Source organism: Mycolicibacterium sp. Y3, assembly GCF_051188035.1.
Classification (GTDB): domain Bacteria; phylum Actinomycetota; class Actinomycetes; order Mycobacteriales; family Mycobacteriaceae; genus Mycobacterium; species Mycobacterium fluoranthenivorans.
In genome coordinates, this window is the sequence record NZ_JAVQLT010000001.1 from 2,914,763 (window position 1) to 2,937,322 (window position 22,560).

General features: G+C 69.2%; 23 protein-coding genes. 15 read left to right on the forward strand and 8 right to left on the reverse strand.

The features are described 5' to 3' along the window. Positions 1-88: 88 nt before the first annotated feature. Positions 89-1,159 carry an anthranilate phosphoribosyltransferase gene (gene trpD, locus QN239_RS14110; RefSeq protein ID WP_499011193.1) on the forward strand — a complete coding sequence of 357 codons (1,071 nt, stop codon included), beginning with the start codon at positions 89-91 and terminating at the stop codon, positions 1,157-1,159. Here trpD and QN239_RS14115 read toward each other — a convergent pair. Beyond that, a complete protein-coding gene (locus tag QN239_RS14115) occupies positions 1,143-2,990 on the reverse strand; it encodes a DEDD exonuclease domain-containing protein (RefSeq protein WP_499011194.1) in 1,848 nt (615 codons plus the stop codon). The genes trpD and QN239_RS14115 overlap by 17 nt on opposite strands. Positions 2,991-3,198: 208 nt before the next feature. Between QN239_RS14115 and QN239_RS14120 the strand changes: the two genes are divergently transcribed. The 4 genes from QN239_RS14120 (at position 3,199) to QN239_RS14135 (ending at position 6,702) form a co-directional block, all read left to right on the forward strand. Continuing rightward, on the forward strand, positions 3,199-3,420 hold the full coding sequence (locus QN239_RS14120; protein WP_499016771.1) for a hypothetical protein: 222 nt from the start codon (positions 3,199-3,201) through the stop codon (positions 3,418-3,420). A 148-nt stretch (positions 3,421-3,568) separates the two neighbouring features. Then, entirely contained in the window at positions 3,569-4,729 is a 1,161-nt protein-coding gene (gene ripC, locus QN239_RS14125; protein WP_499011195.1) for a peptidoglycan hydrolase RipC, read from the forward strand. Position 4,730: 1 nt separating this feature from the next. Next, positions 4,731-5,537, forward strand: coding sequence for a peptidase (locus QN239_RS14130; protein WP_499016774.1), 807 nt, complete (start codon positions 4,731-4,733; stop codon positions 5,535-5,537). Positions 5,538-5,547: 10 nt separating this feature from the next. After that, positions 5,548-6,702, forward strand: a complete 1,155-nt coding sequence (locus tag QN239_RS14135; protein WP_499011197.1) for a glycosyltransferase family 4 protein — start codon at positions 5,548-5,550, stop codon at positions 6,700-6,702. Here QN239_RS14135 and QN239_RS14140 read toward each other — a convergent pair. Then, on the reverse strand, positions 6,699-8,480 hold the full coding sequence (locus QN239_RS14140; protein WP_499011199.1) for an AMP-dependent synthetase/ligase: 1,782 nt from the start codon (positions 8,478-8,480) through the stop codon (positions 6,699-6,701). The two genes, QN239_RS14135 and QN239_RS14140, sit on opposite strands and share 4 nt — an antisense overlap. 96 nt (positions 8,481-8,576) lie before the next feature. Here QN239_RS14140 and QN239_RS14145 point away from each other — a divergent pair, with 96 nt between their 5' ends. From QN239_RS14145 to QN239_RS14165, 5 genes are all read left to right on the forward strand, one after another. After that, positions 8,577-8,969, forward strand: a complete 393-nt coding sequence (locus tag QN239_RS14145; RefSeq protein ID WP_499011200.1) for a polyketide cyclase / dehydrase and lipid transport — start codon at positions 8,577-8,579, stop codon at positions 8,967-8,969. A 38-nt stretch (positions 8,970-9,007) separates the two neighbouring features. After that, complete coding sequence (locus QN239_RS14150) at positions 9,008-9,451, forward strand: SRPBCC family protein (protein WP_499011202.1); 444 nt, start codon at positions 9,008-9,010, stop codon at positions 9,449-9,451. Positions 9,452-9,468: 17 nt separating this feature from the next. Further along, positions 9,469-10,722 (forward strand): ArsA family ATPase, encoded by a 1,254-nt coding sequence (locus tag QN239_RS14155; RefSeq protein WP_499011203.1) that lies wholly within the window; start codon positions 9,469-9,471, stop codon positions 10,720-10,722. Continuing rightward, complete coding sequence (locus QN239_RS14160) at positions 10,719-11,105, forward strand: hypothetical protein (RefSeq protein WP_499011204.1); 387 nt, start codon at positions 10,719-10,721, stop codon at positions 11,103-11,105. The genes QN239_RS14155 and QN239_RS14160 overlap by 4 nt, the downstream gene beginning before the upstream one ends. A 100-nt stretch (positions 11,106-11,205) precedes the next feature. After that, positions 11,206-11,907, forward strand: a complete 702-nt coding sequence (locus QN239_RS14165) for a lysophospholipid acyltransferase family protein (protein WP_499011206.1) — start codon at positions 11,206-11,208, stop codon at positions 11,905-11,907. A 9-nt stretch (positions 11,908-11,916) separates the two neighbouring features. Here the strand turns inward: QN239_RS14165 and QN239_RS14170 are convergent, their stop codons facing one another. Continuing rightward, complete coding sequence (locus QN239_RS14170) at positions 11,917-13,158, reverse strand: glycosyltransferase 87 family protein (RefSeq protein WP_499011208.1); 1,242 nt, start codon at positions 13,156-13,158, stop codon at positions 11,917-11,919. A gap of 83 nt (positions 13,159-13,241) precedes the next feature. Between QN239_RS14170 and QN239_RS14175 the strand changes: the two genes are divergently transcribed. From QN239_RS14175 to QN239_RS14185, 3 genes are read left to right on the forward strand one after another with little or no spacing between them, the layout of a single operon-like run. Next, on the forward strand, positions 13,242-14,126 hold the full coding sequence (locus QN239_RS14175; protein ID WP_499011209.1) for a hypothetical protein: 885 nt from the start codon (positions 13,242-13,244) through the stop codon (positions 14,124-14,126). Between the two features lies 1 nt (position 14,127). Continuing rightward, entirely contained in the window at positions 14,128-14,628 is a 501-nt protein-coding gene (locus tag QN239_RS14180) for a polyadenylate-specific 3'-exoribonuclease AS (protein ID WP_499011212.1), read from the forward strand. A 52-nt stretch (positions 14,629-14,680) separates the two neighbouring features. Further along, positions 14,681-16,066 carry a class II 3-deoxy-7-phosphoheptulonate synthase gene (locus QN239_RS14185; RefSeq protein ID WP_090353811.1) on the forward strand — a complete coding sequence of 462 codons (1,386 nt, stop codon included), beginning with the start codon at positions 14,681-14,683 and terminating at the stop codon, positions 16,064-16,066. Positions 16,067-16,074: 8 nt separating this feature from the next. On the opposite strand, the gene QN239_RS14190 is transcribed toward QN239_RS14185, so the two are convergent. Continuing rightward, entirely contained in the window at positions 16,075-17,301 is a 1,227-nt protein-coding gene (locus QN239_RS14190) for a protein kinase domain-containing protein (RefSeq protein WP_499011214.1), read from the reverse strand. A 45-nt stretch (positions 17,302-17,346) separates the two neighbouring features. On the opposite strand from QN239_RS14190, the gene QN239_RS14195 reads away from it, so the two are divergent. After that, a complete protein-coding gene (locus QN239_RS14195; RefSeq protein WP_499011216.1) occupies positions 17,347-17,751 on the forward strand; it encodes an Rv2175c family DNA-binding protein in 405 nt (134 codons plus the stop codon). On the opposite strand, the gene QN239_RS14200 is transcribed toward QN239_RS14195, so the two are convergent. From QN239_RS14200 to QN239_RS14215, 4 genes are all read right to left on the reverse strand, one after another. Next, positions 17,720-19,270: an alpha-(1->6)-mannopyranosyltransferase A gene (locus QN239_RS14200; RefSeq protein ID WP_499011218.1), complete on the reverse strand. Its 1,551-nt coding sequence runs from the start codon at positions 19,268-19,270 to the stop codon at positions 17,720-17,722. The two genes, QN239_RS14195 and QN239_RS14200, sit on opposite strands and share 32 nt — an antisense overlap. A 4-nt stretch (positions 19,271-19,274) precedes the next feature. Beyond that, positions 19,275-20,369: a bifunctional (2E,6E)-farnesyl/geranyl diphosphate synthase gene (gene idsA2 / locus QN239_RS14205; protein WP_090353817.1), complete on the reverse strand. Its 1,095-nt coding sequence runs from the start codon at positions 20,367-20,369 to the stop codon at positions 19,275-19,277. Positions 20,370-20,489: 120 nt separating this feature from the next. Continuing rightward, the gene (locus QN239_RS14210) at positions 20,490-21,161 is read right to left on the reverse strand and encodes an LppM family (lipo)protein (protein ID WP_499011221.1); all 672 of its coding nucleotides are present in this window, start codon (positions 21,159-21,161) and stop codon (positions 20,490-20,492) included. 34 nt (positions 21,162-21,195) lie between these two features. Further along, positions 21,196-21,819, reverse strand: a complete 624-nt coding sequence (locus tag QN239_RS14215) for a GNAT family N-acetyltransferase (RefSeq protein WP_170847078.1) — start codon at positions 21,817-21,819, stop codon at positions 21,196-21,198. A gap of 258 nt (positions 21,820-22,077) precedes the next feature. On the opposite strand from QN239_RS14215, the gene QN239_RS14220 reads away from it, so the two are divergent. Next, positions 22,078-22,482, forward strand: a complete 405-nt coding sequence (locus QN239_RS14220) for an SCO2097 family morphological protein (protein ID WP_090353819.1) — start codon at positions 22,078-22,080, stop codon at positions 22,480-22,482. The last annotated feature ends 78 nt before the right edge of the window (positions 22,483-22,560 follow it).

Below are 22,560 nucleotides of genomic sequence, written 5' to 3' on the forward strand. Positions count from 1 at the left end.
ATCGTGTCGGGCTCGGGTCGGGTGCGCGTCATACCGGCCTCGTGATCGGGCCGCGGGAGCGTGCCCGACCGGGCGATAGCATCACCTGGTGCCTTCCGCAGAACCTCAACTCGACACCACCACGTGGCCTCAAATTCTGGGCCGGCTGACGACACACCAGGATCTGCTCCGGGGGCAAGCGGGCTGGGCGATGGACCAGATCATGACCGGCGCCGCGACACCTGCCCAGATCTCCGGGTTCGCCGTCTCGATGAAGATGAAGCGGCCGAACTCCGCCGAGGTCCGCGAACTGGCCGACACGATGCTCAAACACGCCCGGCGGCTGCCGTCGGGTGCGGTCGGTAACGACGCCGTCGACATCGTCGGCACCGGGGGCGACGGTTCCAACACGGTGAACCTGTCCACGATGGCCGCGATCGTCGTCGCCGCGGCCGGTGTGCCGGTGATCAAGCACGGCAACCGGGCCGCCTCGTCGTTGTCCGGCGGTGCCGACACCCTCGAAGCCCTCGGCGTCCGCATCGACCTGGGGCCCGAGGAGGTGGCGCGCAGTCTGAGCGAGGTCGGTATCGGCTTCGCCTTCGCTCCGCAGTTCCACCCGTCCTACCGGCACGCCTCGGTGGTGCGCCGCGAGATCGGGGTGCCGACGGTGTTCAATCTGCTCGGCCCGCTGACCAATCCGGCCTCGCCGAGGGCCGGATTGATCGGCTGTGCCTGGGGGGACCTCGCCGAGGTGATGGCCGGGGTGTTCGCCGCGCGGGGATCCAGCGTGCTGGTGGTGCACGGCGACGACGGTCTCGACGAGTTGACCACCACCACGACCAGCACCATCTGGCGGGTGCAGGCGGGCACCGTGGAGCGGCTGACGCTGGACCCGGCCGCGTTCGGCTTCCAGCGGGCCGATCTCAGCGAGCTCATCGGCGGGGACGCGGAGGCCAATGCCGCGTCGGTGCGCTCGGTACTGGGCGGGGCGACGGGGCCGGTGCGGGACGCGGTCGTGCTGAATGCGGCCGGCGCGATGGTGGCGCACGCCGGACTGTCCGGCGACGCCAAGTGGGTCCCGGCCTGGGAGGCCGGTCTGCGTCGTGCCGCCGAGGCGATCGATTCCGGTGCGGCCGAGCAGCTGCTGGCCAAGTGGGCGCGGTTCACCCAGAAAGCTTGACGGCAGCGGTCTTTCGGGCCGGCGGGTCGATTCCGAACCGGTCGTCGGCGAGGTCGGTGCCGTCCTGCTGTGTTCGATCCCCCCTCGCTGCGCTCGCCCCGGCGGCCAGCCGGGCCGACCGCGCCGCCGCCGCCCAGTCGGCCCAGCGGGCGGCGGACCCGACGGGGCTGGCATAGCCCGGCCGTGTTTCATCCCCCGGGTCGCTGCGCTCCTGCCCGCCGGCCCGCACGATGCGCACGCCGGGACCGGCCAGCCACCGTGCGATCAGTCCGGTCTCCTCGACCAGGGCCCCGCCCAGTGGTGCCGATTCCGGCAGAATCGTCTGTGCCGCAGCGCAAATGGCGTCCACCACGGGCATCGGGGGCACGCCGCGGCGCGCACATCCGGCCGACGCCAGCTGTCCGTGCCGGATGACCGCCAGCTCCCAGCCGCCGCGGCCGTCGGGCCGGGCGGCGACCAGTTCGTCGACGGCGGACAACGCCTGCAGCCGCTGGCCGCGGCACACCACGTCCACCGCGTCGGCCGTGTGGTCGCGCAGCCGGGCGGCACTCTCGTACCGGTGCAGGCCGGCCAGCGCTTCGATCTGGGCCAGCAGGGTGCCGAACGCCGAACTGTCGGTGCCCTCGATGAGCGCGGCGGCCGCCCGGGGCGCCGGGGCGTAGCCGGCGGCATCGGCGCCGCGCGGGGCGGGGCACGGGGCCAGTTCGTGGTCGGCGCAGGTGTGTTCGGCGGTTCGGGACAGCCGCGCCGTACAGGTGCGCACACCCGTCCCGCGGGCCAGGATCTCCGCGGTCGCGGCGGCGTCGCCACGCGCGGTGAACGGGCCTAGCGCGCGGGCGCTGCGCGGTGCCCGGACGACCGAGAAACGCGGAAACGCCTCGTCGGTGAGCACGATCCACCACCACCGGCGGGGGAACTTGGAGCGCCGGTTGTACGGCGGTGCGTGCGCGGCCAGCAGCCGCAGCTCACGCACCCCGGCCTCCAGTTCATGCGCGCACTCGACGTGGTCGACGCGGGTGGCCAGGGCCACCATCTCTTTCATGCGGGTGCGGGGGTCGGCCCCGGTGAAGTACTGGCTGACCCGGCGGTGCAGGTCCACCGCGGTGCCGATGTAGAGCACTTCGTCGCCCGGGCCGCGGAACAGATAGACCCCGGGCTTGCCGGGGATGCCGGTGGCCAGATGGCGCTTGCGGCGCTGGGGTGCGGCCTTGTCGGGCAGGTACGCGCGCAGTTCCGGGTAGGTGCGCACACCTTGGTTGCCGACCCGCTCGATGAGACCGTGCAACACGTCGACGGTGGCGCGGGCGTCGTCGAGCGCGCGGTGGGTGGGAGTGGTGGCGGCGCCGAACAGCCGGGCCAGCGCCGAGAGCTTGACGCTGGGCGCCTCGTCGCGGGTGAGCACCCGGCGTGCCAGCCGCACGGTGCACAGCACCGGCGGGCGCGGCCAGGTGAGCCCCAGGCGCTCGGCCGCGGCCCGCAGGAACCCGATGTCGAACCCGGCATTGTGGGCCACCAGCACCGCGCCGCGGGCGAACTCCAGGAAGGCGGGCAGCACGCTGTCGATCCGCGGGGCGTCGTGCACCATCGCCGAGGTGATGCCGGTCAGCGCAACGATCTGCGGTGGGATGGCCCGGCCCGGGTCGACGAGCGTGGCCAGTTCACCGAGCACCACACCGCCGCGCACCTTGACCGCGCCGATCTCGGTGATGGCGTCATGGCCGTCACCGGCGGCCCGTCCGCCGGTGGTCTCCAGATCGACCACGACGAAGGTGGTGTCGGCCAGTGCGATATCGGCGAGCGGCTCGACATCGGCGAAGCTCAGCTGCGACACAGGGGAGACGGTAATCGGTGGATCCGACAGCGGTACCCGATTGTCGGCTCGCCGACGGGGACCTGTCGGTGCCCCTCGTTACGGTGCGGCACAGAGCGAAAAAGTCATCGCTGACCGAAAAGATATGAGAGGGCGTGCCGTGAAGCCTGTAGAGCAGCCAACCGGGGAGACCGGGAACCGCCGGCCGGATCCGAGTCCCGGTCCGGACCTGGACACCGGCACGGTGGTGATCGACTGCGATGACTGCGCGGTGCGTGGTCCCGGATGTCAGGACTGTGTGGTCAGCGTGCTGCTGGGTGTTCCTGAAACTTTGCTGGACGACGAGCGTCGGGCGCTGGAAGTGCTGGCCGAGGCCGGTCTGGCGCCGCGGCTGAGGCTGGTGCCGATCCGACGGTCGCAGGACAGAGGTGGTAGAACAGGTGTGGCGTGATGACACGCACACTCTGCGGAGGCAAAAATTCATCCCGGTGGGCTGTTAAATTTGCGTCTCCTGTTGGACAAGCTCGATGCCGTTTCGTAACCTGTCTGAGACCTAATTGAGTTCGAGCGGATCGTAAGCAGTTTAAGGACGCAAAACCTTGAGGCCTGATCGCACACACCGACCTAAGCGTGGCGTCAAGAGAGCCCTAGTCGGTGCGTTAGCGAGTCTGACCGTCCTCGGTAGCCTCCTTGCCGGAGGTGTGCACGCCGATCCGGCCGACGATGCGCTGGCAAAGCTCAACGAACTTTCTCGGCAGGCCGAATCAACCACCGAGGCCATGCACGCGGCACAGCTGGATCTGGACAACAAGCTGGCAGCGCAGCATGCGGCCGAGGCCAAGCACGCATCCGACCTCGCCGCCGCCGATACCGCCAAGACTGCGCTGGCAACGTTCCAGACCTCGGTCAACAGGATCGCTGCCGCCCAGTACATGGGCGGCCGGACGGACGGCCTGGACGCCATGCTCACCGCCGCCTCGCCGCAGGGGCTGATCGACCAGCTCGCGGTGCAGCGGGTGATGGCCACCGAGATGTCGGCGCAGATGCAGAACTTCCGGACCACCAGCCTGCGGGCCGCGCAGGCCGAAACGGCCTCGGCCCAGTCGGCCGCCGATGCCAAGACGGCCGCCGAGCAGGCCGCCGCGGTACGCGCCGATCTGCAATCCAAGCAAAGCAAATTGCAGGTCCAGATCGCCGTCGTCAAGTCCCAGTACCAGGTGCTCACCCCGGCGCAGCGCGAGGCGCTGGCCGCCATTCCGCCCGCACCCGCCGCGCCGGCGCCGGCCGACGTACCGCCGCCCGCAGCGTTGCCGGGACAGGATCCCGCCATCCTCGCCGCGCCCCCGGAGGGCATCCCGCCCGGCGATATGGCGCCGCCGCCGGACGGTGCGGTGGTGCCCGGTGTCAGCGGTACCAACGAGGGCATGGCCGCCGTGCAGGCCGCGCTGACCCGGATCGGGTCGCCCTACTCCTGGGGTGCCGAGGGGCCCGGCGCCTTCGACTGCTCCGGACTGGTCAAGTGGGCCTTCCAGCAGGCCGGTGTCTCGCTGCCGCACTCCAGCTACGCGCAGGCCGCCGGTGGCCAGCCGGTCTCGACCGACCAGATGCAGCCCGGTGACGTCATCTCCTACTACTCGGATGCCTCCCACGTCGGCATCTACATCGGCGACGGCATGATGGTGCACGCATCGACCTTCGGTGTGCCCGTCCGCGTCGCGCCGGTCAACAACGCGCCGATCTACAACGTCCGCCGTTACTGACCTGACCCGGCGGGCGTCGGCCCTCCTGTTCCTGGTTGTCGGGGTCCTGTCGGCCGGGTGCCAGCAGCCCGGTGGCCCACCGGCCACGTCATCGGCAGCGCCCACCTCATCGGCAGTGCCGGCCGCGGCCGATACGCAACCGCTGCCCCTCTCTGATGGCCGCACCGCACACCTGCGCGGCCTCGGCGGCGCCCGCACCCAGCCGCTGCTGGATCGGGTCGCCGGCGAGCTCGACGCCGCCGCGGCGGCCGTCACCGCATTCTGGGGACCGGACTGGCCGCGGGATATCGTCGTGATCGCGACCGAGACCGATGAGCAGTTCCGGGTGCTGGGCTTCGACGGTCCCGATATCGCGGCCGCGACCACCGCAGACGGAATCGTGTTCGCGCCCGGGGCCGCCGCGATGAGTCCGGACTCCCTGCGGATCGTGCTGCGGCACGAGCTTTTTCACTATGCGGCACGGGCACACACCGCCGCCGACGCCCCGCGCTGGCTCGCCGAGGGGGTCGCCGATTATGTGGGGCGGCCGGCGACTCCGGTACCCGGGCCGAGCGCCGCGGCCACGCCGGCGCGGCTGCCCACCGACGCCGACCTGGACGCCGTGGGGCCGCAGCGCTCGGCCGCCTACGACCAGGCCTGGTGGTTCAGCCGCTATATCGCCGCCCGCTACGGTCCGGCCACGCTCAAAGCGCTGTACCTGCGGGCCAGCGAGCCCGGGCACCCGGACGTGGCGGTAGCAGTGGCCGACACCCTGGGCACCGGGCTGGACGGGGTACTGGCCGGCTGGCGGGACTGGATGAGCGGATAGCGTGGTCACGATGACTCGGGTTCTGCTGGTGACCAACGATTTTCCGCCGCGCCGTGGTGGCATCCAGTCCTATCTGGAGGCGTTCGTCGGCCAGTTGCTGCAGTCCGGCGGGCACGAGCTCACCGTCTATGCGCCGCAGTGGAAGGGCGCTCCCGAGTACGACAGTGCCGCCGGGCAGCTCGGCTACGACGTGGTGCGCCATCCCACCACGCTGATGCTGCCCGAGCCGAGGGTGGCCGGCCGGATGCGCGCACTGATCGCCGAACGCGGTATCCAGACCGTCTGGTTCGGCGCGGCCGCCCCGCTGGCGCTGCTGGCCCCGCTGGCGCGCACGGCGGGAGCCGATCGGGTGATCGCCAGCACACACGGCCACGAGGTGGGCTGGTCGATGCTGCCGGTGGCGCGGAATGCCTTGCGGCGCATCGGTAACGACACCGACGTCGTCACCTATGTCAGCAACTACACCCGGGGCAGGTTCGCCTCGGCGTTCGGGCCCCAGGCCCGCCTGGAGCGGTTGTCACCCGGAGTGGACGTGGACCGCTTCGTGCCCGACTCGGTCGCCCGCGCCGAACTGCGGGCCCGGCACGGGCTGGGGGAGCGGCCGGTGGTGGTCTGCCTGTCGCGGCTGGTGCCGCGCAAGGGCCAGGACATGTTGATCCGCGCGCTGCCCGCCATCCGCGACGCCGTACCGGGCACCGCTCTGGTCGTGGTCGGTGGCGGGCCCTATCGGGACACCCTGCACACGCTGGCCCGCACGGTCGGGGTCGCCGACGATGTGGTGTTCACCGGCGGCGTCCCCGGCGAGGAACTGCCCGCCTATCACGCCATGGCCGACGTGTTCGCGATGCCGTGCCGCACCCGCGGCGCCGGTCTGGACGTCGAGGGACTGGGCATCGTCTACCTGGAAGCCTCCGCATGCGGGGTGCCCGTGGTGGCCGGCCGCTCCGGGGGTGCGCCGGAGACGGTGCGCGACGGGGAGACCGGTGTGGTCGTCGACGGCACCGACGTGGCCGCCATCGCGGCCGCGGTCAGCGGTGTGCTGGCCGACCCGGATGCCGCCGCGGCGATGGGCGCCGCGGGTCGGCAGTGGGCCGTGCAGCACTGGCAGTGGAGCGCCCAGGGGGCGCGCCTGCAACGGCTGCTCAGTGGCGCCGAACCGGCTTAGGAGTACAGCGCCTCGATATCGGCGGCGAACTTCTCCGCGACCACCTTGCGCTTCACCTTGAGCGTCGGGGTGAGCTCGCCGGTGTCCTCCGTGAAATCGACCGGCAGGATCCGGAACTTGCGGATCGCCTCGGCCTTGGACACCGTCTGATCGGCCTCGTCGACCGCCGACTGGATCTCGGCCAGCAGGTCCGGATCGTCGGCCAGGTCACCGACCGTCGCGGCGGCATCCTTGCCGTTGCGCTGCTTCCAACCGGGGAACGCCTCCGGGTCGATGGTGATCAGTGCGGCGATGAACGGCTGCTGGTCGCCGACGCACATGGCCTGACTGATCAGCGGGTGGGCCCGCAACCGGTCCTCCAGCGCCGCGGGCGCGACGTTCTTACCGCCGGCGGTGACGATGATCTCCTTCTTGCGGCCGACGATGGTCAGGAACCCGTCGTCGTCGATCGCGCCGAGGTCGCCGGTGTGGAACCAGCCATCGGTGAAGGCGTCTTTGGTGGCCTCCTCGTTCTGCCAGTAGCCACCGAACACCACACCGCCGGAGACCAGCAGTTCGTCATCGCTGCCGAGTCGCATGCTGTTGCCCGGCAACAACTTTCCGACGGAACCGACCTTGAGTGCGCCGACCTGGTTGACGGTGATCGCCGCGCTCGTCTCGGTCAGGCCGTAGCCCTCGTAGATGGTCAGCCCGACACCGCGGTAGAAGTGCCCGAGCCGCGCGCCCAGCGGTGCGCCGCCGGAGATGGCGGCCCGGCAGTCGCCGCCCAGCGCGTCGCGCAGCTTGCCGTAGACCAGCGCGTCGAACACCGCGTGCTTGGCCTTGAGCAGAAGTCCGGGCCCACCCGTATCCAGGGCTTTGCTGTACTCGATCGCGGTGTCGGCGGCAGGGCCGAAGATCCAGCCCTTCCCGCCGTCGCGGGCGTTCTGCTCGGCGGTGTTGTAGACCTTCTCGAACACCCGCGGCACCGAGACCACCAGGGTCGGCTTGAACACCCCGAACGTCGGCACCAGGTTCTTGATATCGCTGGTGAAGCCGAGGGTGACCTTGTTGGTGAAGGCCGCGACGGTGATGGCCCGCGCCAGCACGTGCGCCAGCGGCAGGAATACCAGCATCCGCTCGCCCTTGGCCAGCAGATCGGGGAAGCAGGCCTTGGCGCCGTGGATCTCCGAGAGCAGGTTGGCGTGGGTCAGCTGGCACCCCTTGGGCAGGCCGGTGGTGCCCGAGGTGTAGATCAGGGTGGCCGGGTCCGAGGATTTGATGGCCGCGCGGCGGGCGTCCAGTTCGGCGGCGTCGACGCCGGCACCCGTCTCGGCCAGGGCGTCCAGCGCCGCGACGCGCAGCACCTTGCGCAGCTGGGGCAGGGTGTCCCTGATCTGTTCGACGGTGGCGGCGTGCGCGTCGGACTCGGCGAACACCAGCACCGCCGAGGAGTTGTCCAGCACGTGGCGGACCTGCTCGGCCGCCGACGTCTCGTAGATGGGTACGGTGACCGCTCCGATGCTCAAGATGGCGAAGTCGAGGATCGGCCACTCGTAGCGGGTGGCGGACAGGATCGCCACCCGGTCCCCGGCCTGTACGCCTTCGGCGATCAAACCCAAAGCGGCAGAACGGATCTGGGCGGCAGCCTGGGCGCAGGTGACATCGGTCCAGCCACCGCCGGTCTGGCGCTGCAGGATGACATGGTTCGGGTCATCCCGTTCGTGCGCGTAGACGGCGTCGACGACGGTGTCGCTGGCGCCGATCTGAAACGTTGCCGGAACGCTGTACTCACGCACGATCTTGGCCCCTCTAGGTCCGTGGCGGAACTTCCGCGCGACAGCCTAGTCGCCCGCCTCGGACCGCCGGTATCGCATGTGTGATGCTGGACAGCCATGAGCAGCGTGCAGATCTCTGACGAGACCTTCGTATGCGCCGATCCCGACGATGTCGGGCGGGCGGTGAACGACCCGGCGAGCTGGCGCCGCTGGTGGCCGGATCTGCACCTGACCGTCGTCGAGGACCGCGGCCCGGTCGGGGTGCGCTGGACCGTCACGGGTGCACTGACCGGCACCATGGAGGTCTGGCTGGAAACCTTGATGGACGGCGTCATCCTGCACTATTTCCTGCATGCCGAGCCGGCCGGCGCCTCCGCCCACGAGGTGGCCCGGATGGATCTGGCCAAGCTCAACCACGTGCGCCGGGTCGCCGGCAAGAACATGGCCTTCGAGGTCAAGACCCGGCTGGAGCAGCACCGGCCGGTCGGGGTGTCACGGCTGGCCCGATAGCGAGCAGCCCGTTCGGCGGTGCGGGTACATTTCTGTGCGTGGCAGAGAAGACGGCTCAGACGATCTACATCGATGCCGATCCCTCGACGGTGATGGACGTGATCGCCGATATCGGCTCGTACCCGGAATGGGTGGCCGAGTACAAGGAAGCGGAAGTGCTCGACGCCGACGGCGCGGGTAATCCCAAGACGGCCCGCCTGGTGCTCGACGCGGCGGTGCTCAAGGACACCATGGTGTTCGCCTACCAGTGGCCCGCCGACCGCAAATCGGTGACCTGGACCCTGGTGTCCAGTTCGCTGCTGCGTGGTCTGGAGGGGGCATACAAGTTGTCGCCCAAGGGCTCTGGGACAGATGTCACCTATGAGCTGTCCGTCGACCTGTTGATCCCGATGATCGGCCTGCTCAAGCGCAAGGCCGAGCGCCGACTCACCGACACCGCGCTCAAGGACCTCAAGAAGCGAGTCGAGGTGGGTGTGAGCTGAGTGGTGAGCAAGCACCCGTGCCCGCCCGGATCAGCCTGTTCGTCGGCAAGGGTGGGGTAGGCAAGTCCACGTTGGCCACCGCCACCGCCGTTCGTGATGCGCGCAGCGGGCAGCGGGTGCTGATCGTGTCGACCGACCAGGCGCACTCCACCGGTGACGTGCTCGGCGTAGCGGTGATCCCCACCGGCGAACGTGCGCCCACCCGGGTGCTGGCCGACCTGGACGCCGGGGTCGCCGATTCCTCCGGAGGTCACCTCGATGCGCTGGCCCTGGACACGCTGGCCCTGCTGGAGAACCGCTGGCGTGACATCGCCGGCCTGCTCGCCGACCGCTTTCCCGAATCCGATCTGGGAAATGTTGCCCCCGAAGAACTTTCGGCGCTGCCCGGAGTCCAGGAAGTGCTCGGCCTGTACGAAGTGGGGGAGCTGGCGGACTCAGGTCGCTGGGATCACGTGATCGTGGACTGTGCCTCCACCGCCGACGCACTGCGGATGCTCACCCTGCCCGCGACGTTCGGCCTGTATCTGGAGCGGATGTGGCCTCGGCACCGGCGCCTGTCCCCGTCGAGCACCGACCCGGTATCGGCGGGTGTGGTCATGCTGGTCGAGCGGGTCGCCGCGGGCACCGAGTCGCTGTCGGCGCTGCTCTCGGACGTCGAGCGGGTGAGTGCCCACCTGGTGCTCACCCCGGAGCGGGTGGTGGCCGCCGAGGCGATCCGCACCATCGGGTCGCTGGCCCTGATGGGCGTGCGGGTGGCCGAACTGCTGGTCAATCAGATTTTGGTGCAGGACGATTCATTCGAGTACCGGAACCTGCCCGAACATCCCGCGTTCGACTGGTACACCGAGCGGATCGCCGAGCAGCGCACCGTCCTGGACGAGCTGGATGCCGCCATCGGCGACGTGCAGCTGGTGCTGGTGCCGCATCTGGCCGGTGAACCGATCGGGCCCAAAGCGCTCGGTGAACTGCTCGACGGTGCCCGGCGGCGCGACGGTGCGCCACCGCCGGGCCCGTTGCGGCCGGTGGTGGACCGGGAATCCGGAACGGGGCTCGAAGCGGTGTACCGGATGCGGCTAGAGTTGCCGCAAGTGGATCTGGGCTCGTTGACGCTCGGCCGAGTCGATGACGATCTGATCATCGGTTCAGGCGGTATGCGCCGCCGGGTGCGGTTGGCATCGGTCCTGCGGCGTTGCCTCGTCATCGATGCGCAGCTGCGCGGCACCGAACTCACGGTGCGATTCCGCCCCGATCGAAAGGTGTGGCCGGCGTGACTGGGGTGCACCACGATCTCCCTCCCGAACTGCGGCAGCTGGCGCAGGCCATCCTGGACCGCCTGGACCCGGCGGTGCGGGTGGCGGCTGCGCGCGCCGCGGCCGCCGGTGCCGGCCAGGGACAGTGCCAGCAGGTGTGGTGTCCGGTCTGTGCGCTGGCCGCGCTGGTGGCCGGCGAACAACATCCATTGCTGTCGGTCATCGCCGAGCACAGCGTCGCCCTGCTCACCATCGTGTGGGCCATGGTCGCCGAGCCCGGTGCCGAACCCACCCCGCCGCCACCGGACGACCCGTCGGGCCCGCCGCGGCACGGCGGTGACCCAGACCCGGACCCGGCCCCGTCGGGTCGCTACGAGCACATCCCGGTGAGCTTCCAGGAGTGACGCGGGCCGACGAACTCTCAGGCTGCTGTGTGGTCGTCGCAACATTGCGTGGGTAAAGTTGTCGCGGAACGCTCGTCGGGGCGTCGGCGCAGGAGGGTCCATGTTTTTCTGGTTCTACAAGCACATCCTGATGGGCCCCCTGCTGCGCCTGCTGGGCAGGCCGAAAGTGCAGGGGCTGGAATATGTTCCGGACTCCGGAGCGGTCATCCTGGCCAGCAACCACCTCGCCGTCGCGGACAGTTTCTACCTGCCGCTGGTGCTCCGGCGCCGCATCACCTTCCTGGCCAAGTCCGAGTACTTCACCGGCACCGGCCTCAAGGGCAAGCTGACCAAGTTCTTCTACTCGTCGACGGGGCAGGTGCCGATCGACCGCACCGACGCCGATTCCGCCGCCGCCGCCCTGACCACCGCCCAGCGCATCCTCGCCGAGGGCAAGCTGCTCGGGATGTATCCCGAAGGCACCCGGTCACCGGACGGCCGGCTCTACAAGGGCAAGACCGGGCTGGCGCGGGTGGCGCTGGAAAGCGGGATCCCGGTGATTCCGGTCGCGATGATCGGCACCGATTCCGTCAACCCGCCCGGCAGCAAGATGTGGCACTTCGGCCGCGTCGAGGTCCGGTTCGGCAAGCCGATGGATTTCAGCCGTTTCGAGGGGCTGGCCGGTAACCGGTTCATCGAACGCGCGGTCATCGACGAGGTGATGTACGAGCTCATGCGGCTGTCCGGCCAGGAATACGTCGACCTGTACGCCGCCGACGTCAAAGAGGGCAAGTGCCCGCAACCCGCCGCCAAGGCGGGCTGACCGGCCGACCTACGTCGCCGCGGTGATCTGCGGGTCGGCGCCGACCGGTGCGACTGGGCGCGCCGCGAGGCGCGGCGCCACGGTTCCGGCCACCGCGATCGTGGCCAGGCCCCACCACAGGTAGGACGCGCCGAGCAGGCGACGCCACAGCGAGGCCGCCGTCTCGTGGTGCTCGGGCATCAAGACGATCGGTGTCCACACCATCAGCGCGATCCCGACGGCACCCACCAGCAGCAGCGGCGCCGAACGCCGGCGGAACCCGAGCACCGAGACCGTCAGCGTCGCCGGTAACACCCACACCCAGTGGTGCGACCACGACACCGGTGACACCGCGAGCCCGAACAGGGCCACGCACATCAGGGCGAGCACCGGCTGGCCGGCCCGCAGCACCCGGTGCACGGCCCACACCGTCAGGCCGAGCACCGCGACACACGCCGCGGCCCACAGCACGAAGCGCTCGTCCTCGCCGATCCCCAGCCGGGCCAGCGTGCCCGAGATGTTCTGGTTGGTGTTCAGCGTCGCGTTGCCGATGCGGTCGGTGTCATGCAGCGTCTCGGTCCAATACGTCCACGAATCCCGCCACGCCAGGACGAATCCGACGACGGTGGCCGCGCAGGCCGATGCCACCGTCACCAGCACCGCGCGCGTATCGCGCCGCATCACGAAGTAGAGCAGGAACACCGCCGGGGTCAGTTTGACGGCGATGGCCACACCGAGCAGCAGCCCGCGCGGCCACGGGGTCTTGCGCGGGACACAGTCGGCGATCACCAGCGCCATCAGCACCACGTTGATCTGGCCGAAGGCGAAGTTGGACCGAATCGGCTCCAGGAAGACCACCGCCGGGGCCACCATCGCCGCGGCCAGCCAGACCCGGTGCTGCCATGTCGCGGCCACCTCCAGGCGGGTCAGCACGATGGTCATGGACACGATCAGCAGGACCAGCGTGGTCACGGTGATGGACACACTGGCCGCGGGCAACGAGAGCCAGGCGAACGGGGCGAAGACGATCGCCGCCAGCGGGGGATAGGTGAACGGCAGGTCGAGGCCGGCCTGCGTCTGGAACTTGGTGCTGTCGGCGTACAGCGGGGTGCCATTCAGCCAGGCCCGCCCGCCCATCCGGTACACGTCGATGTCGATGCGGTAGGGCTCATGTCCGAGCAGGCGCCATCCGGCCCAGGCCAGGGCGGCCAGGATCAGCAGCTGGACCAACCGCCACGCCACAGTCGTCCGTAAACCCGCCTGAGTGCTCATCTCACCGCCCAGCCTATCGGGAGGGCCCGGCACGCCGGACGGCGCAGGACGACTGGTGCCGCGTTTCGGTTGCAGGTCGGCGTATGTTCTCGACCGTGCATCTGCGGATCCAGCTCGACTTCATCACCGGCGATCGTCTGCCGCTGTTGTGCTGCCTGATCGCATTCATCCTCACGTTCTTCCTGACCCGCCTCATCGTCCGTTACATCCGCAGCCATCCCGCGGGCGACGCGCCGCGCAAGTGGTGGCAACCGCGCAACCTGTCGGTCGGCGGCGGCGTGCACCTGCACCATGTGGTGATCGGCGTCATTCTGGTGATGGTCTCCGGAGTGTCCATGGTGACCCTCGCGGTAAACGGTGGTGTGCCCGAATTCACGGTCGCGGCGGTGTTCTTCGGGATCGGCGCGGCACTGGTGCTCGACGAGTTCGCCCTGATCCTGCACCTGCAGGATGTGTACTGGGCCGAGGACGGCCGCACCTCGGTGGACGCCGTGTTCGTCGCGATCGCCGTCGCCGGCCTGCTGGTGCTCGGGTTCAACCCGTTGTCCTTCTTCGATATCGGCATCTGGCGGGCCGACGACACCTGGCAGGCGCGGGCCGTGGTGATCGCCGTCGCGTTGCTGACCCTGGCCCTGGCCGTGGTGGTGCTGCTCAAGGGCAAGGTGTGGACGGGACTGGTCGGCATGTTCATCACCCCGCTGCTGATCGTCGGGGCGATCCGGCTGTCGCGGCCGCACGCGCCGTGGGCGCGGTGGCGATACACCACCCGGCCGAGGAAGATGCACAAGGCGCTCGAACGCGAGCGTCATCTGCGCCGGCCGGTGGTGCAGGCCAAGTTGTGGCTCCAGCACATCGTGGCGGGTGAACCACAATTCCCCGACGATGCGTTGGTCGATCAGGAACTGGACCGGGAGATCCACGCAGCCCCGGCGCCCGCGGCGCCCCTCGCAACCAAGGAAGCCCGCTGAGATGCGCTATTTCTACGACACCGAGTTCATCGACAACGGCCGCACCATCGAGCTCATCTCGATCGGGGTGGTGGCCGAAGACGGCCGCGAGTACTACGCGATATCCACCGAGTTCGATCCGGACCGGGCCGGCAGCTGGGTCCGCAAGAACGTGCTGCCCAAGTTGCCGTCGCCGTCGTCGAAGCTGTGGCGCTCGCGCAGACAGATCCGGGCCGAGCTGGAGGATTTCTTCAATATCGATGGCGACGAGACCATCGAATTGTGGGCCTGGGTCGGCGCCTATGACCACGTCGTGCTGTGTCAGCTGTGGGGTCCGATGACCGATCTGCCACCGGCGATGCCCCGGTTCACCCGGGAGTTGCGCCAATTCTGGGAGGAGAGGGGCAGCCCGCGGATGCCGCCGCGGCCCACCGACTCCCATGACGCGCTGGTTGACGCACGTCACAATCTGCGTCGGTTCCAGCTGATGAGTGACGATGGAGGCTGGGCCGCACGAGCCTGAGCTGCGCGTATGGCCGGTAAAATCGTTGCGTCGGCGCGGTTACCATAGAGCGGTGAACTGGACCGTCGACGTACCCATCGACCAGCTGCCGGAGCTGCCGGCCCTGCCCGAGGATCTGCGCCACCGCCTGGACGCCGCCCTGGCCAAGCCTGCGCTGCAGCAGCCCAGCTGGGATGCCGACCAGGCCAAGGCTATGCGCACGGTGCTGGAGAGCGTGCCGCCCATCACGGTGCCCACCGAGATCGAGAACCTGAAGGTGCAGCTGGCCGCCGTCGCCCGTGGCGAGGCGTTTCTGCTGCAGGGCGGGGATTGCGCCGAGACGTTCGTCGACAACACCGAGCCCCATATCCGGGCCAACATCCGCACCCTGCTGCAGATGGCGGTGGTGCTGACCTACGGCGCCAGCATGCCGGTGGTGAAGGTGGCCCGGATCGCGGGCCAGTACGCCAAACCGCGGTCCTCGGACACCGACGCGCTGGGGTTGAAGTCCTACCGCGGCGACATGGTCAACGGATTCGCCCCCGATGCCGCCGTGCGCGATCACGACCCGTCGCGCCTGGTACGGGCGTACGCGAATGCCAGTGCCGCGATGAACCTGGTGCGGACGCTGACCACCTCGGGTATGGCATCGCTGCAGAAGGTGCACGACTGGAACCGCGAATTCGTCCGCACCTCGCCGGCGGGGGCCCGTTACGAGGCGCTGGCCGGTGAGATCGACCGCGGGCTGCGCTTCATGAGCGCCTGCGGCGTGGACGACCGCAACCTGCAGACCGCCGAGATCTTCGCCAGCCACGAGGCCCTGGTGCTCGACTACGAGCGCGCCCTGCTGCGGCTGTCCACCGAGTTCGACGAGCCGCGGCTGTACGACCTGTCCGCGCACTACGTGTGGATCGGCGAGCGCACCCGCCAGCTCGACGGCGCCCATATCGCGTTCGTGGAGACCATCGCCAACCCGATCGGCATCAAGATCGGTCCCACCACGTCGCCGGAACTGGCCGTCGAGTACGTCGAGAAGCTGGACCCGCGCAACGAGGCCGGCAGGCTCACCCTGGTCAGCCGGATGGGCAACCAGAAGGTGCGCGACGCGCTGCCGCCGATCATCGAGAAGGTGCAGGCGTCCGGGCATCAGGTCATCTGGCAGTGCGACCCGATGCACGGCAACACCCACGAATCCTCCACCGGATACAAGACGCGGCACTTCGACCGCATCGTCGACGAGGTACAGGGCTTCTTCGAGGTGCACCACGCGCTGGGCACCCACCCGGGCGGTATCCACGTCGAGATCACCGGTGAGAACGTGACCGAATGTCTCGGTGGTGCGCAGGACATCTCGGACGACGACCTGGCCGGCCGCTACGAGACGGCCTGCGATCCGCGGCTGAACACCCAGCAATCCCTGGAGCTGGCGTTCCTGGTCGCGGAGATGCTGCGGGGCTAGCGCCCGCGCTAGTTCAGCAGTCCGGGCAGGTTGCTGCCGAGCGTCCACGCGCCGGCGGCGACCATCCCGGTCAGGGTGACCAGCACCAGCAGCCAGATCATTGCGGCGCGCCTGGCCCGCTGGCGCGCCCATTCGAAATCGTCGAGCGCGATACCGGCGAATTGTGTTGGCACCGGCGTGTATTCGGGCTCGGTTTCCGGTTCGGCCAGCGCACTGCCCAGCTCGTCGGCGAAATCGGCGCCGTACTCACGCGTCGGGTTCGGCACGTGCACGGTGCGCGCCCGGCTGTCGACCTGGTGGGTGGTGCGGGAGCCGAACATGGTGGCGGCCCGGTGCTGTGCCGACTGCTGCGGAGCCGGCACCCGGAACGGGGGCAGGCCCAACTCATCGATCACCTCGGCCAGCGCGTCGGCCATATCGCCGGCGTCGGCGTAGCGCGCGGCCGGGTCGCGGTCGGTCGCACGCCCGACCAGCTCGTCGAACTGTCTGGGCACCCCGGCGATCGCGGCGCTCGGCGGCGGCACATCATGATCCATCCGCTGGTAGGCCACCGTCAGTGCGGTGTCACCGGTGAACGGGGTGACACCGGTGAGCAATTCGTAGGCCAGCACCCCGACGGCGTACACATCGCTGCGCGGCGTGGACTCCCCGGTGCCGACCTGTTCGGGGGACAGGTAGGCGGCGGTGCCGAGAATCACACTCGTCGAGGTGATTCCGGCCTCGGCGACCGCACGGACCAATCCGAAATCGGCGATCTTGACCTCTCCGTCGTCGGAGATGAGGACGTTCTCCGGTTTGATGTCGCGGTGGACCAACCCGGCGGCGTGGGCCACCGCCAGCCCACGGCACAACGGGGTCAGCACGGCGGCCACCGCGTGGGGTGGCATCGGCCCGCGTTCACTGAGCAGCTCGCGCAGCGTGCCGCCCTCGACCAGCTCCATCACCAGAAAAGGGGCCTGTCCGCTGGCCCCGCCGCCGCCCTGGTCGTAGACGGCGACCAGGGCGGGATCCTTGAGCCGCGCCACGGCTTTGGCCTCGCGCTGGAACCGGGTCAGGAACTGCTGGTCGCCGGAATACCGGGAATCCATCACCTTCAGCGCGACCGGCCGGTCCAGCCGGACGTCCAGCCCGCGGTACACCGTGGACATCCCGCCGGACGCGATCGGCCCGTCCACGCGGTAGCGCCCGTCCAGCAAGGTGCCCACGAGTGGGTCGGCGCGCTGGTAGGTGTCCATCGAACACATGGTACGAGAGTCGGTCTGACCCCTAGACTCTGTGCGGTGAGCAGTATTCCGGCGGCCGACGACGTTCTGGACCCCGACGAATCCGTCTATGACCTGGCCGCGGTGTCGGCCCTCCTGGGTATCTCGGTGACCAAGGTGCACCAGCAGTTGCGCGACGGCCATCTGGTCGGTGTGCGGCGCAAGGGTGCGGTGGTGGTGCCCAAGATCTTCTTCGATGACACCGGTCACGTCGTGAAGGCGCTGCAGGGGTTACTGGTGGTGTTGCAGGACGGTGGCTACCACCAGACGGAGATCGTGCGGTGGCTGTTCACCCCGGACCCGTCCTTGACCATCAGCCGGGACGGCAGCACCGAACGGCAGCCCAACGCCCGACCGGTGGATGCCCTGCACTCGCATCAGGCCCGCGAGGTCATCCGGCGGGCTCAGGCGATGGCGTACTGATCTCGGGTTCCCGGTCCTCCGGCGTGGTGGCCAGCAGTCGCCACGCGCCGACCGCGCACGCGGTGGCCAGCGCGACGTGGATCCACGAGTACATGCCGTGGGACCCATCGGGTTTGAAGATCACCATGATCCACGTCGAGAAGCCGGCGATCAGCGCGATCGCCGCCCGGGACTGGGCGAGCGCCGACACCACCGCCAGCGGCCAGGTGTAGTACCAGGGCAGCGCGGCCGGTACGAACAGCACCACGACCAGCATCGCCAGCGCGATACCGGTCAACGCCTCGCGGTCGTCATGGCGGAATCGCCACCACAGCAGGGGCAGCGCGATCGCGATGACGGCGACGCCGGCGATTCGTGTGATGTCCAGCACCGCGTAGAAGTTGATCGGGATGAACAGCCCGCCAACGGTGTTCACGATGTTGGCGGTGGCCGTTGGAATGGTCAGCCAGTTGATGATCTTCACCGACCCGGCCAGCGCGGTGAGCCAGCCCAGGCCGACACCGGCGAGCCAGGACAGCACGGCGAACACGGCCACGAAGATCGCCCCCGAGGCCGCCGTCGCCACCATGAACGCCTTGACCGGGCCGTACCCGTGCCGGCTGCGCAGCTGCCGGGTCCACACCCAGACCATGAAGGGCAACGCGATTCCCGCGGTGGCCTTCACCGCCACGGCGATCGCGATCAGACTCACCCCCCACACCGGGCGGCCGCCGAAGGTCAGGGCGATGGCGGCCATCATCAGGCCCACCATCAGCATCTCGTTGTGCACACCACCCATCAGATGGATGATCACCAGTGGGTTGAGCACGCAGATCCACAGCGCGACCGCACCGTTGGCGCCGACGTGGCGCGCCACCCGCGGGGCGGCCCAGATCAGCAGGGCGAGTCCGGGCAGCATGCACAGCCGCAGCAACATCGTGCCCTCGACGACGTGATTGCCGACGACCATCGTGACGAATTTCGCCACCAGGATGAAGGCCGGCCCGTAGGGCGCGGTGGTGGTGGTCCAGATGGGGGAGACGTTGTCCAGCAAGGAGTTCGGATTGTCGATGGGGCCGACCAGGTACGGGTCCAATCCGTCGCGCAGCAGCGCGCCCTGGGCCAGATACGAATAGGTGTCGCGGCTGAACACCGGAACGCTCAACAGCAGCGGAAGCAACCAGAATCCGGTGGTCGCCAGCATCGTGTATTCGGTCGCGGTGCGATCGACCACCCGCCGGCCCAGACCCAGCCACGCGATGAGCATCAGCGCCACACCGCCCCACAGCAGCACCGACGACAGCACCAGCCCGTGCCCGAACCGCAGCCAGGACAGATGCAGGGACTCCAGAAGAGGATCGTGCAGCCGGGTGCTGCCCGCACCCAGTCCACCCGCGGTGATCAGGACCGCACCCAGGAAGCCCAACCGCGCCGGACCGGCCTCGGGCGAGGCCGCGAACAACAACAGGCGGGCCAGGTGTCGGCGCAGTGCGCCCGCGGGCCCGTCCGGTTCGTGGCCGATCGTCGTCGGGGTGGTCATGCTCCTAGGCGGACCGGTTGGAGGCCAGGCCGGCCATCTCGGCGAGGCCGATCTTGGCGTGCTCGTCGATGGGGGCGGAGCGCAGTGCATCCAGCGCGCGGCGGTTGAGGGTGTCGATGCGGTCCTCGACGGCGGCCAGCGCGCCCACGGACTCGATGACCTGGCACAGTTCACGCACCTGTGCATCGGACAGCTCGCTGCCGACCGAGGTGCGCAGCAGTTTGGCCGCCACCGGGTCGGATCGCTCGGCCAGCTCGACGGCTTCGGCCAGCAGCACGGTGCGTTTACCCGAGCGCAGATCGTCGCCGGAGGGCTTGCCGGTGACCGCCGGGTCGCCGAACACGCCGAGCACGTCGTCGCGCAGCTGGAAGGCCACGCCCAGATCGGTGCCGACCTGGTGGAAAAGGGCCTGCACATCGGGCCGGTCACCCGCGGCGGCCGCGCCGAGCTGCAGCGGGCGGGACACCGTGTACGACGCGGTCTTGTAGGTGTTGACGGTCATCGCCGAGGCCACCGAATCGGCGCCGCTGGATTCGGCGACGATGTCCAGGAACTGCCCACCCAGCACCTCGGTGCGGATATCGGCCCACACCTTGTGCACGCGGATATGCGCTTCCGCGGGCAGTTCGGCGGTGGCGACGATATCGTCGGCCCACACCAGGGACAGGTCGCCGGCCAGGATGGCCGCCGAGAGACCGAACTGTTCGCTGGACCCGTGCCAGCTGCGGGTACGGTGCAGGTCGGTGAAGAACCGGTGCACCGTGGGCAGGCCGCGTCGCGTCGCGGACGCGTCGATGACGTCGTCGTGCACCAGCGCGCAGGCGTGCAGAAGTTCCAGTGCCGAGAACAGGCGCAGCACGCGGGCGTCGTCGGTGGCGGGGTCGCGGTCCGCGCCCACGACCGCACGCCAGCCCCAATAGGCGAACGCGGGTCTGATCCGCTTCCCGCCGCGCAGCACGAATTCTTCGAGTGCGGCGGTGAGCTCGGCGTACTCGGGACCGATATAGGCACTGTCGCGGCGGCGATCGGACAGGTAGCGCCGTAACTGGTCGACGACGGCGCCGGCCAGTTGCACTGCTGATGGTGCCGCTGTATCCACGGTCAGCGGATGCCCCTTTCTGCTGCCCCGAATCGGCCCCGACGGCTCCCAGCCTAGAGCTTCGATACGAGTTTGTAGTAGCCAGCGGTGCCGCGTCCGGCACCGATCAGCCGGCTCGGGTCAGTCCTGGCCGACCTTCGGCGACTGGTCACGCGCCATCCATGCGACGGCGCCGATGATCCCGGCCACCACGAACGAGCCGACGGTGAGCCAGATCGCGGCGCCGGTGAACGAGCGCGCGCTCGGGTCGGTGTAGCGCGCCTGCGCGTTCATCGTGGTCACGATGCCGGGTTTGAGCTTCCACTCGACGACATCGCTGGACACCTGGTCGCCGTTGGTCGAGGTCACCTCGCCGGGGAACGACACGCTCATCGACACGTCCGCGTCGGGATCGTTGAGCGTCGTCAGATCGACCCGGCCCTCAAGGATCACCAACTCACCTGCGCGCCGCAGCGAGATGTCCACCCCCGCGGCGTCCCGGTTCATATTGGCCAGCTGCGGGAGCTCCGCGAACGTGAGGTCGGAGAACACCGCCTGCGAGCCCACATAGTCGCCGCGGTCGTATTGCGAGATGGCCACCTTGTTGCTGAACGGCAGGGTGTTGAGCAGCTGCGGGCCTTTGTCGTCGGCGTTGCGCGCTTTGGCCGCGGCCACGATCTGGCCGGACACCCGGTCGTCGGGGGACACGGTGATCGAGGTCCGCACCCGGACGCACCCGACGGCCAGCGGCGTCAGGATCAGCAACAGCAGGACCAGGGCCCGCACCCGTCGGTGGGGGTGCCTCGATCTCATCGGGTTCGTTGCGGCGAGCTGGTGCGGCACCCGGTCATCGTGCCAGACCGGCACCGTCGAGGGGCAGCGACCGGCCCAGGATGGCGAAGGCCCGCGGATCGCCGGCGAAGTGGTAGCCACGGATCACATCGGTGAAACCGAGCCTGCGGTACAGCCGCCAGGCCCTGTTGGCCTCACCGTTGATCTCCGGTGTGGACAGCAGGACATGGGTCTCGTCGCGGCCGGCCAGCAGTCGGCGCGCCAGGGCTTCGCCCAGTCCACGGCCCTGGACGCGGGGGTGGATGTGCAGTTCGGTGAGCTCGAAATAACTCGACATCAGGGCATTGACGTGGGCTTGGTCGACGCCGACGCGTCGTAGCCCCTGCACCACCTGCTGCTGCCACCACTGATCGGGTGCGCCGCAATAGCCGTAGGCGATGCCGACCAGGTCGCCGGAGTTCGGGTCGGGGGTGCCGTCGGGACCGGCCGGCGCGGCTGTATCGATATCGATGGCCGCCACCCCTTTCCAGCCCGGGCGCCGGCTGTGCTCCAGCCACATCGAGGCGCGCTGATTCTCGGTGCCGCGGGGATAGCGCATGGCATCGACGTAGACCGAGAGGGCCTCGTCGAGTCGCCGCTGCATCGTCGCAGGCGACAGATCCACCAGATACGTCGCCAACGGGTGCCCTTCGCGGTCTGGGTGTGTTCGGACCTCTCCATTATCGGATGCCGGTCCCGCGCGGCGGCGTTCCGGGGGTGTGGCATGGGTGCTGAACAGCTTTCCGTGTTCGACGTCATAGAATCGTCGGTCAAGTAGGTGGTACGGGTCAGATCGACCTCGTATCATGGTTATTAAGCGTCCGTACGCGCGGACGTAATCGACTTGACGACATGGCCGCGGCTGCAACGACGCTGCATCGATCCTGAGGAGGGACGGATGCCACTCTCCGATCATGAGCAGCGCATGCTCGACCAGATCGAGAGCGCGTTGTACGCCGAGGACCCCAAATTCGCCTCGAGCGTCCGGGGTGGCACGCTGCGTGCCCCGTCGACCCGCCGCCGGCTGCAGGGCGCGGCGCTGTTCGTGATCGGGCTGGCCCTGCTGGTGTCGGGTGTGGCGTTCAAGGCCACCATGATCGGCAGCTTCCCGGTCCTGTCGGTGATCGGCTTCGTGCTGATGTTCGGTGGCGTGGTGTACGCGGTCACCGGTCCGCGCGTGGCCGGCCCGCGGGACAAGTCGGCTCCGGCCGGCGGTTCGGCCCGCGGTAAGCGAGGCAAGAGCGGCGGTGGGTCGTTCACCAGTCGGATGGAGGATCGCTTCCGGCGTCGTTTCGACGAGTGACCGGTTCCGGTTCCGGGGCAGTTCCGTAAGGGACTGCCCCTTTTTTTGTGCCCGGGAACGCCCGGCGTGTCGGCTGGG